Annotated in this window: 7 protein-coding genes; 5 read left to right on the top strand and 2 right to left on the bottom strand. The window is 69.3% G+C overall.

Annotated elements, in window-relative coordinates; all coding sequences use genetic code 11:
• Nucleotides 1-133 precede the first annotated feature (133 nt).
• Genes VJT49_RS12755 through VJT49_RS12740 form a run of 4 tightly spaced genes read left to right on the top strand, consistent with a single transcriptional unit; the run spans nucleotide 134 to nucleotide 4207 of the window.
• Nucleotides 134-1150, top strand: a complete 1017-nt coding sequence (locus tag VJT49_RS12755; protein ID WP_324164983.1) for a substrate-binding domain-containing protein — start codon at nucleotides 134-136, stop codon at nucleotides 1148-1150.
• A 5-nt stretch (nucleotides 1151-1155) separates the two neighbouring features.
• On the top strand, nucleotides 1156-2211 hold the full coding sequence (locus VJT49_RS12750) for an ABC transporter permease (protein ID WP_324164982.1): 1056 nt from the start codon (nucleotides 1156-1158) through the stop codon (nucleotides 2209-2211).
• 4 nt (nucleotides 2212-2215) lie between these two features.
• Complete coding sequence (locus tag VJT49_RS12745; RefSeq protein ID WP_324164981.1) at nucleotides 2216-3010, top strand: ATP-binding cassette domain-containing protein; 795 nt, start codon at nucleotides 2216-2218, stop codon at nucleotides 3008-3010.
• A gap of 21 nt (nucleotides 3011-3031) precedes the next feature.
• Nucleotides 3032-4207 (top strand): Gfo/Idh/MocA family oxidoreductase, encoded by a 1176-nt coding sequence (locus VJT49_RS12740; RefSeq protein WP_324164980.1) that lies wholly within the window; start codon nucleotides 3032-3034, stop codon nucleotides 4205-4207.
• Between the two features lie 171 nt (nucleotides 4208-4378).
• On the opposite strand, the gene VJT49_RS12735 is transcribed toward VJT49_RS12740, so the two are convergent.
• Both VJT49_RS12735 and VJT49_RS35200 read right to left on the bottom strand, forming a co-directional pair.
• The gene (locus VJT49_RS12735) at nucleotides 4379-4843 is read right to left on the bottom strand and encodes a MarR family winged helix-turn-helix transcriptional regulator (protein WP_324164979.1); all 465 of its coding nucleotides are present in this window, start codon (nucleotides 4841-4843) and stop codon (nucleotides 4379-4381) included.
• Nucleotides 4822-5385, bottom strand: a complete 564-nt coding sequence (locus VJT49_RS35200) for a Rieske 2Fe-2S domain-containing protein (protein WP_414635926.1) — start codon at nucleotides 5383-5385, stop codon at nucleotides 4822-4824. The genes VJT49_RS12735 and VJT49_RS35200 overlap by 22 nt, the downstream gene beginning before the upstream one ends.
• Nucleotides 5386-5696: 311 nt before the next feature.
• On the opposite strand from VJT49_RS35200, the gene VJT49_RS12725 reads away from it, so the two are divergent.
• A complete protein-coding gene (locus tag VJT49_RS12725; RefSeq protein WP_324164978.1) occupies nucleotides 5697-8021 on the top strand; it encodes an ATP-binding protein in 2325 nt (774 codons plus the stop codon).
• Nucleotides 8022-8086: the final 65 nt, after the last annotated feature.

The raw sequence follows: 8086 nt of genomic DNA, 5'->3' as shown, positions 1-8086 counted from the left end.
GGTTTGATCCCGTCCCAGGCCGACCGCCGCGTTTGCGGCAGACGACCCGGGCATGCCAAGATCCCGGGCCGCTGGATCATCGTGATCCCCCCTCTCCCTTTCCCCCGCAACGCACAGTGAGGTGCCAGGAAAGATGGACCGCTCTTCTCACCCCCGCTCCCGCAGAATCGCCCCCGTTGTCGCGGTGGCCGCGGCGGCTGCCCTGACCCTCGCCGGCTGCTCCAGCAGCTCCGGGGGCAAGAAGTCCGAGGAGGGTGGCGCCAACGCATCGGCAGGCAAGGCCACCACGCCTCGGATGACGGTCGCTCTGGTCACGCACCAGTCGCCCGGCGACACCTTCTGGGACATCGTCCGCAAGGGTGCCGAGGCCGCCGCGGCCAAGGACAACATCAAGCTGATCTATTCGTCCGACCCGAACGCGGGCAACCAGTCCAACCTGGTGCAGAACGCGATCGACCAGAAGGTCGACGGCATCGCGCTGACCCTGGCCCACCCCGACGCCATGGCGGGCGGGGTCGCCAAGATCAAGGCCGCGAACATCCCGGTCGTCGGGTTCAACTCCGGACTGGACAACTGGCAGCAGGCGGGGCTGATGGCGTACTTCGGCTCCGACGAGAACCTCGCCGGCCAGGCCTTCGGAAACCGGCTCAACGAGGTCGGCGCCAAGCACGCCCTGTGCGTCATCCACGAACAGGGTCAGGTCGCGCTCGAAGCGCGCTGCAACGGCCTGAAGCAGACCTTCAAGGGACAGACCGAACTGCTCTACGTCAACGGTCAGGACCAGACGGCGTCGCAGTCGACCATGCAGGCCAAGCTCCAGCAGGACCGCTCGATCGACTTCGTGGCGACCCTGGGCGCGCCGATGGCGATGCTGGCCGTCCAGGCGGCCGGCGGCGCGGGCAGCACGGCCAAGGTGGCCACCTTCGACACCAACAAGAACCTGGTGCAGGCCATCAAGGACGGGTCCGTGCAGTGGGCCGTGGACCAGCAGCCCTACCTGCAGGGCTACCTGGCCGTGGACTCGCTGTGGCTGTACAAGTTCAACGGCAACACCATCGGCGGCGGCAAGGCCACACTGACCGGTCCCGCCTTCATCGACAAGTCCAACATCGACGCCGTTTCTCAGTTCGCCGCCAACGGGACCCGGTAGGAATCATGTCTCGAGGACTCGCCCCCTCCCCCACGACCGGCGAGGCCCCGAGGATCCAGGCCAAACCACGATCGCTCCCGCGCCGCATCGTCTCGCGGCCGGAACTGAGCTCGCTGCTCGGCGCGATCGGCGTGTTCGTCCTGTTCTTCGCGGTCGCCCCGCCGTTCCGTGAACCGGCTTCACTGTCCACAGTGCTCTATTCCAGCTCGACGATCGGGATCGTGGCGGTTCCGGTGGCGCTGCTGATGATCGGCGGGGAGTTCGACCTCTCCGCCGGCGTCGCGGTGACCGCCTCTTCGCTGACCGCTTCGATCACGGCGTACCAGCTGAGCGCCAACGTCTGGGTCGGTGTGCTGGCCGCGCTGGTGCTTTCGCTGGCGATCGGTTTCCTCAACGGCTACCTGGTGATGCGCACCAAGCTGCCGAGCTTTCTGATCACCCTGGCCACCTTCCTGATGCTGCAGGGGCTCAACCTGGCGATCACCAAGCTGATCACCGGCAGCGTGGCCACCGACTCCATTTCGGACATGGACGGGTTCGACTCGGCCAAGGCGGTGTTCGCCTCCGACCTCCCGATTGGCGGGATCACCGTCAAGGTCACCGTGTTCTGGTGGATCCTGTTCGTCGCGATCGCCACCTGGATCCTGCTGCGCACCAAGGCGGGCAACTGGATCTACGCGGTCGGCGGGCAGGCCGGCTCCGCCCGCGCGGTCGGCGTCCCGGTCACCTGGACCAAGATCGCGCTGTTCATGGGCGTCGGGTTCGGCGCCTGGTTCGTCGGCATGCACCAGGTGTTCGCGTTCGACTCGGTGCAGTCCGGCATCGGCGTCGGCAACGAGCTGCTCTTCATCGCGGCGGCGGTGATCGGCGGCTGCCTGCTCACCGGTGGCTACGGCTCGGCCGTCGGCGCGGCGATCGGCGCGCTGATCTACGGCATGACCACCCAGGGCATCGTCTACGCCGGCTGGAACCCGGACTGGCTGAAGTTCTTCGTCGGTGCGACGCTGCTGCTGGCCACGCTGCTCAACATGTGGGTGCGGCTCCGCACCTCCCGGAGGTGAACCAATGAGCAAACCGTTCGTGGAACTGATCGACGTCGGCAAGAACTACGGCAACATCTCCGCCTTGCAGGGCGTCAGCGTCGCCGTCCGCGAGGCCGAGGTGACCTGCGTGCTCGGCGACAACGGGGCGGGCAAGTCCACCCTGATCAAGATCATCTCGGGGCTGCACGACTACGAGGAGGGCTCCTACCTCGTCGACGGTGCGCAGGTCCGGTTCACCTCCCCGCGCGAGGCGCTGGACCGCGGGATCGCGACGGTGTACCAGGACCTCGCGGTGGTGCCGCTGATGCCGGTATGGCGAAACTTCTTCCTCGGCTCCGAACCCACCAACGGGGTGTGGCCGTTCCGGCGCCTTGACATCGACAAGATGCGCGAGACCACCGACTCCGAGCTGCGAAAGATGGGCATCGTGCTGCCCGACGTGGACCAGCCGATCGGCAGCCTGTCCGGTGGCCAGCGGCAGTGTGTCGCGATCGCCCGCGCGATCTACTTCGGCGCCCGCGTCCTCATCCTGGACGAGCCGACCGCCGCGCTCGGCGTGAAGCAGTCGGGCGTGGTGCTGAAGTACATCGCGGCCGCACGGGACGCCGGGCTCGGGGTCATCTTCATCACGCACAACCCGCACCACGCCTTCATGGTGGGCGACCACTTCGTGGTGCTGCGGCAGGGCGAGGTGGAGCTCAACGCCAAACGCGACGAGCTCACCCTCGACGACCTCACCCACCACATGGCAGGCGGCGCGGAGCTGGACACGCTCAGACACGAGCTGGACCGCGCGCTTCACGAGACAACCGGATAGGGGCTTCGGGAAAGAGAAAACATGCGGAACGGAAGTATCGGCGTCGCCGTCATCGGCGCCGGGATGGCGGGGCGCTCCCACGCCGCGGGGTACCGGTCGGCGGGCACCGTGTTCGGGTTGGACCGGCCGGAGGTGCGGCTGGTGGCGATCGCGGACGTCAACGCTCCGCTGGCCGAGAACACCCGCCGCCGGTACGGTTTCGAGCGCGCGGAGCCGGACTGGCGGGCGGTCGCCGAGGCGCCGGACGTCGACGCGGTGAGCGTGGTGGTCGCCAACCACCTGCACCGGGAGCTGGTGGAAGCCCTGCTGGCGGCGGGAAAGCACGTGCTGTGCGAAAAGCCGCTGGCCCCGTCGCCCGCCGACGGCCGGGCGATGATCGCGGCCGCCGCGGGGAGAGACCGGGTCGCGGTGGTGGGCTTCACCTACCGGCGCTCGCCGGCGATCAGCGCGGTGCGGGACGAGGTGACCGGTGGGAGGCTCGGTGATCCCGTGCACTTCAACGGCCACGTCTGGCACGACTACGCCCTCGACCCGCTCACCCCGATGAGCTGGCGCTACCGCGGCGGGCCCGGCTCCGGGATCCTGGCCGACACGGGCAGCCACCTGGTGGACACGGCCGAGTTCGTGTGCGGTCCGATCACGCAGGTCAGCGGCGCGACGCTGGCCACCGTGGTCACCGAACGGCCCGTTCCGGCCGGTCCTACGCTTGGGCACACGCGGGCCGAGCTCACCGGGGAGTACGCGAAGGTGGAGAACGAGGACATCGCGAGTTTCACCGCACGGTTCGCCAACGGCGCCATCGGCACGTTCTCGGCTTCACGCATAACGCACGGGCGGCCCGACGGGCTGGCGTTCGAGATGTTCTGCACGAAGGGATCCGCGACCTTCGACCTGCACCGCGCCAGCGAGTTCACCATTTCCGACACCGGCCCGGCCGAGGCGACCAACGGGGAGCGCCGAGTCTACATCGGACCTTCGCATCCGTACGTCCGGCAGGGACTGCCGGTGGATGCCGCCGGCGCGGGCCACGGCACCGGTGACATGTTCACCTTCCAGGCGAGGTCCTTTCTGGACCAGATCGCGGGGATCAGGGAACTCCCGCCGTGCGCGACCCTGGAGGAGGGCGTACGCGGCTTGCGCATCCTGGAAGCGGTCGTGGAATCCGCCACCGCCAACGGCACCACCGTCACCATCTGAGAACCACGAAAGCCCGACTCGCCCGTCGCGAAAGCCCGACCCGCGAGTCACGAAAGCCCGACTCGCCCGTCGCGAAAGGCCGACTCGCGTGTCACGAAAGCCGGACTCAGGTGTCGCGAGAGGCCGACTCGGGTGTCGCGAGAGGCCGACTCGCGTTGGGCGGCCGGTGGCTCAGGCGCGATTGGCGCGGAGGCGCTCGGCGAGCTGGCTGGAGATCTTTTCCAGGGTGTCGAGCTGGTCTTCGTCGAGCAGGTCGATGAAGTGCTCGCGCACCGTCGCGACGTGCCCCGGCGCGGTTTCGGCGAGCAGTCGCTCGCCCTCGTCCGTGAGCACGGCGACCAGCCCCCGGCCGTCCTCCGCATGCGGCTCCCGGCGCACCAGCCCCCGCTTGACGAGTTGGTCCACCTGGTAGCTGATCCGGCTTTTCGGGGCCGCCTCCAGGTAAGCGATCTCACCCATGCGGAGGCTCTTGCCCGGTGAGACCGACAGCTGGTGCAACAGCGCGTAGTCACCATGTGACAGTGCGGCCCCGATCCGCAGCTGGTGCGCCACCGCCCCTTCGACGAGGTGAGCGGCGGTGATGTAGGCCTCCCACGCCTGGCGCTGCTTCTCCGTCAGCCAGCAAACGTCCTCCACCCCAGCACCCTATCGGAGGAAAAGTTCGGTATTGAATGGAACCGTGCCCGATCGTGACAGCTTCGAGCCATCAGCGCCCCGAATCCGGCCAGCGGTCGAGCGATCGGCCTATCCCGATGGCGGCCGTCTGGACCAGCGGGGCAGGCGCGACCGGCGGCATGCTGTCCGCCCGGACGACGAGGGAAACCCCTCCGGCTCACGCGGCACGGCCACCTGCAGCGCCGAGGAATCCGCCGGATCGCCGCAGAGTGAGCACCGGCGCACCAGATCCGGGCCCAGCACCAGGGCCGGGCGCAGCACCAGATCGAGGTGCGCGCCCGGCTCCCACCCGAGATCATCACACCGCAATAGGAGGGCACGCGCGCGGTGCGCGGGATCGGGGCCTGGCCGGGCACGAAGACGTAGGTGCCACTCTGGTCGTAGGTGAACCCGTGACAGCCACAGACGATCTTGTCGCCGTCCAGGCGACTTTCGGAAACCGTCCAGGACTTTCGGAAAGCGGTAACGCCGGCGCACGCACCGGTCGGCCAGCACGACGACATCGCCGGCTTCGGTCCGGTAGAAGACGATCGGCTCACCGAGGATCGTCCGGGGGGGAAACAGCTCGCACCCGATGTCGGTGCCATAGGCCGCGACGTGCCACTGGTTGCGCACAAACGAACTCACTTGGGCTCCTTTGGCATCGATGGTGTTTCCTACCGTCGCCGACCGGGCTTTCCGAAGACCATCGCGGTCTTCAACCAGTGAAAAACCGCCTCCGAAAAATTGGTCTAGTACAATCTCCAGCACGACCGGTGTCCCCGCCGGCGCCTGGACCACAACGGGCCCCGACGACGGCTATCATCTGGGTCTCATGGTCGAGCGGACGTCTTCCGGTAACGCGGGCAACATGCCCGTCGCGGTCACAAGTTTCGTCGGGCGGCGCCGCGAGATCGGCGAGGTCCGTCAGCGGCTGGCGGCCGGCCGGCTGGTGACGCTGACCGGCGTCGGTGGAGTCGGCAAGACCCGGCTCGCGATCGAGGCCGCCACCGAGTCGCACAGGGCGTTCACCGACGGGGCCTGGCTGGTCGATCTCGCGCCCGTGCGGGAGCCGGAGCTGGTCGGGCGCGCGGTGGCGACCGCGCTCGGGATTCCGGACCAGTCCACCAAACCGGCCGTCGCACAACTCATCGACCACCTGGCCCGGCGGCAGGCCCTGGTCCTGCTGGACAACTGCGAGCACCTGATCGACGCGTGCGCCGCGCTCACCGACCGGCTGCTGCGCGCCTGCGCGCGCGTGCGGGTGCTCGCCACCAGCAGGCAGGCGCTCGGCATCGCCGGTGAGCACATCTACCTGGTGCCGCCGCTGTCCGCCCCCGACCCGGACAGCCCTCCCCCGGCGGCGGCGCTGGGCCAGTACGAGTCGGTGAACCTGCTGGTGGATCGCGCGGTGGCGATCAGGCCAGGGTTCGCGGTGACGAAGCGGAACGCGGTGGCGGTGGCCCGGCTGTGCGCCCGGCTGGACGGCATCCCGCTCGCCATCGAACTGGCCGCGTCACGGCTACGCTCGCTGGTCGTGGACGAGGTGATCGACCGGCTGGAGGACCGGTTCGGCCTGCTGACCGGCGGCAGCCGCGCGGCGCTTCCCCGGCAGCGCACGCTGCGCGCCCTGATCGACTGGAGCTACGAGCTCTGCTCGCCGGGGGAAAAGCTGCTGTGGGCGCGCCTTTCAGCGTTCGCGGGGGGCTTCGACCTCGCCGCCGCGGAAGGGGTTTGCGCCGGTGACGGGCTGGCCCGCGAAGAGATCCTCGACCTGGTCGACCAGTTGGTCGCGCAGTCGGTGCTGCTGGCCGGGGAACGGGATGGCAGGACGCGCTATCGCATGCTGGAGACCATCCGGGAGTACGGCTGGGAGCGGCTGGCTGCTTCCGGGGAGCACACCGAGGTGCGCACGAGGCACCAGGAGTTCTTCGGCCGGCTGGCCGAGCGGATCGCGGCGGAGTGGGAAGGGCCCGGCCAGGAGGCGGGTCTGGCCGCCCTCCGCGCGGACCACGGTAACCTCCGGTCCGCGCTGGAATGGTGCGTCACCACCGGTTCCACGAAGAAGGCCCTGTCCCTGGTCACGGCGCTGCGCTACCACTGGTGCGCCGATGGTTTCCTGAGCGAGGGCAGGCGCTGGATCGACCGCGCGCTCGCCCTGCCGGGACACGACGAGCCCGAACGGGTCACCGCCTTGTGGGTAGCGGCCTGGGTCATGTTGCTGCAGGGCGACTACGCGGAAGCCGAGACCCGGCTCACCGAATGCGAGAAGCTGGCCGGCGAACTCGGTCATGCGGTGGCGCCGGGCATGGTGCTGTGCCTGCGTGGCACCTGGTCGCTGTTCCGCGGCGACCTCGCGGAGGCGCTCGCCTGCTTCGAGTCCGCCTCCGCCAAGCTCACCCCGGCGGGTTACGCGGGCGGCATCCTGCCGGCGATGTTCCAGCTCACCATCACCCAGGTGCACGCGGGGGACGAGCGGGCCGCGGAGACCGGCGAGCGCGCGATCGCGCTCAGCGAGGAGCTCGGCGAGCGATGGGCACGCTCCTACGCGCTGTGGGCGCTGGGTTTCCATGCCTGGACGCACGGCGAGCTGGCTTCGGCGACCGCACTGACCCGCGCCGGGCTGCTGATCCAGCGCGGGTTCAACGACCACGTCGGCACCGCGCTGATGATCGAGCTGCTGGCCTGGATCGCCGCGGCCAAGAAGGAGTTCGGCCACGCCGCGCGGCTGCTCGGCGCGATCCGCTCGATCTGGCGCACGATCGGCACGACCTTGTCCGCCTTCGGGCCGCATCTCGGCAATCACCACGCCCGGTGCGAGCGCGAGGTACTGCGGGCGCTGCGCGCCGAAGCGTGGGAGGCCGCGCTGGCCGAAGGCGGGCGCATGGACCACGACCAGGCCATCTCCTACGCGCTCGACGGTCCGGAACGGGCGGAGACGGCCGCGCCACCGGACCCCGAGGGGGTGCTGACCAGGCGCGAGCACGAGGTGGCCGTGCTGGTGGCGCAGGGCCTGAGCAACCGCAAGATCGCGGAGTCCCTGGTGGTGTCACCGCGCACGGTCGACGGGCACGTCGAGCACATCCTCGCCAAACTCGGGTTCACCTCGCGCGCGCAGGTAGCCGCCTGGGTAGCGGCCCGTAAGCAGGCAGACGGGTAGGAAAACGGGTGGTTTCACCCGTGCCCCGGCCCACCTCCGTGCGTAACCCTCCTTGCTGACCACGA

Source organism: Amycolatopsis sp. (assembly GCF_035276945.1).
Taxonomy (GTDB): domain Bacteria; phylum Actinomycetota; class Actinomycetes; order Mycobacteriales; family Pseudonocardiaceae; genus Amycolatopsis_E.
The sequence above is the reverse complement of the archived record's forward strand: the minus strand, read 5'-3'. Positions and strand labels throughout refer to the sequence as shown.

What these genes read in the sequence shown, in the direction of transcription:
- VJT49_RS12755 (WP_324164983.1), top strand. Translation starts at nt 134, where the DNA reads ATGGACCGCTCTTCTCACCCCCGCTCCCGCAGAATCGCCCCCGTTGTC.
- VJT49_RS12750 (WP_324164982.1), top strand. Translation starts at nt 1,156, where the DNA reads ATGTCTCGAGGACTCGCCCCCTCCCCCACGACCGGCGAGGCCCCGAGG.
- VJT49_RS12745 (WP_324164981.1), top strand. Translation starts at nt 2,216, where the DNA reads ATGAGCAAACCGTTCGTGGAACTGATCGACGTCGGCAAGAACTACGGC.
- VJT49_RS12740 (WP_324164980.1), top strand. Translation starts at nt 3,032, where the DNA reads ATGCGGAACGGAAGTATCGGCGTCGCCGTCATCGGCGCCGGGATGGCG.
- VJT49_RS35200 (WP_414635926.1), bottom strand. Translation starts at nt 5,385, where the DNA reads ATGTCGTCGTGCTGGCCGACCGGTGCGTGCGCCGGCGTTACCGCTTTC.
- VJT49_RS12725 (WP_324164978.1), top strand. Translation starts at nt 5,697, where the DNA reads ATGGTCGAGCGGACGTCTTCCGGTAACGCGGGCAACATGCCCGTCGCG.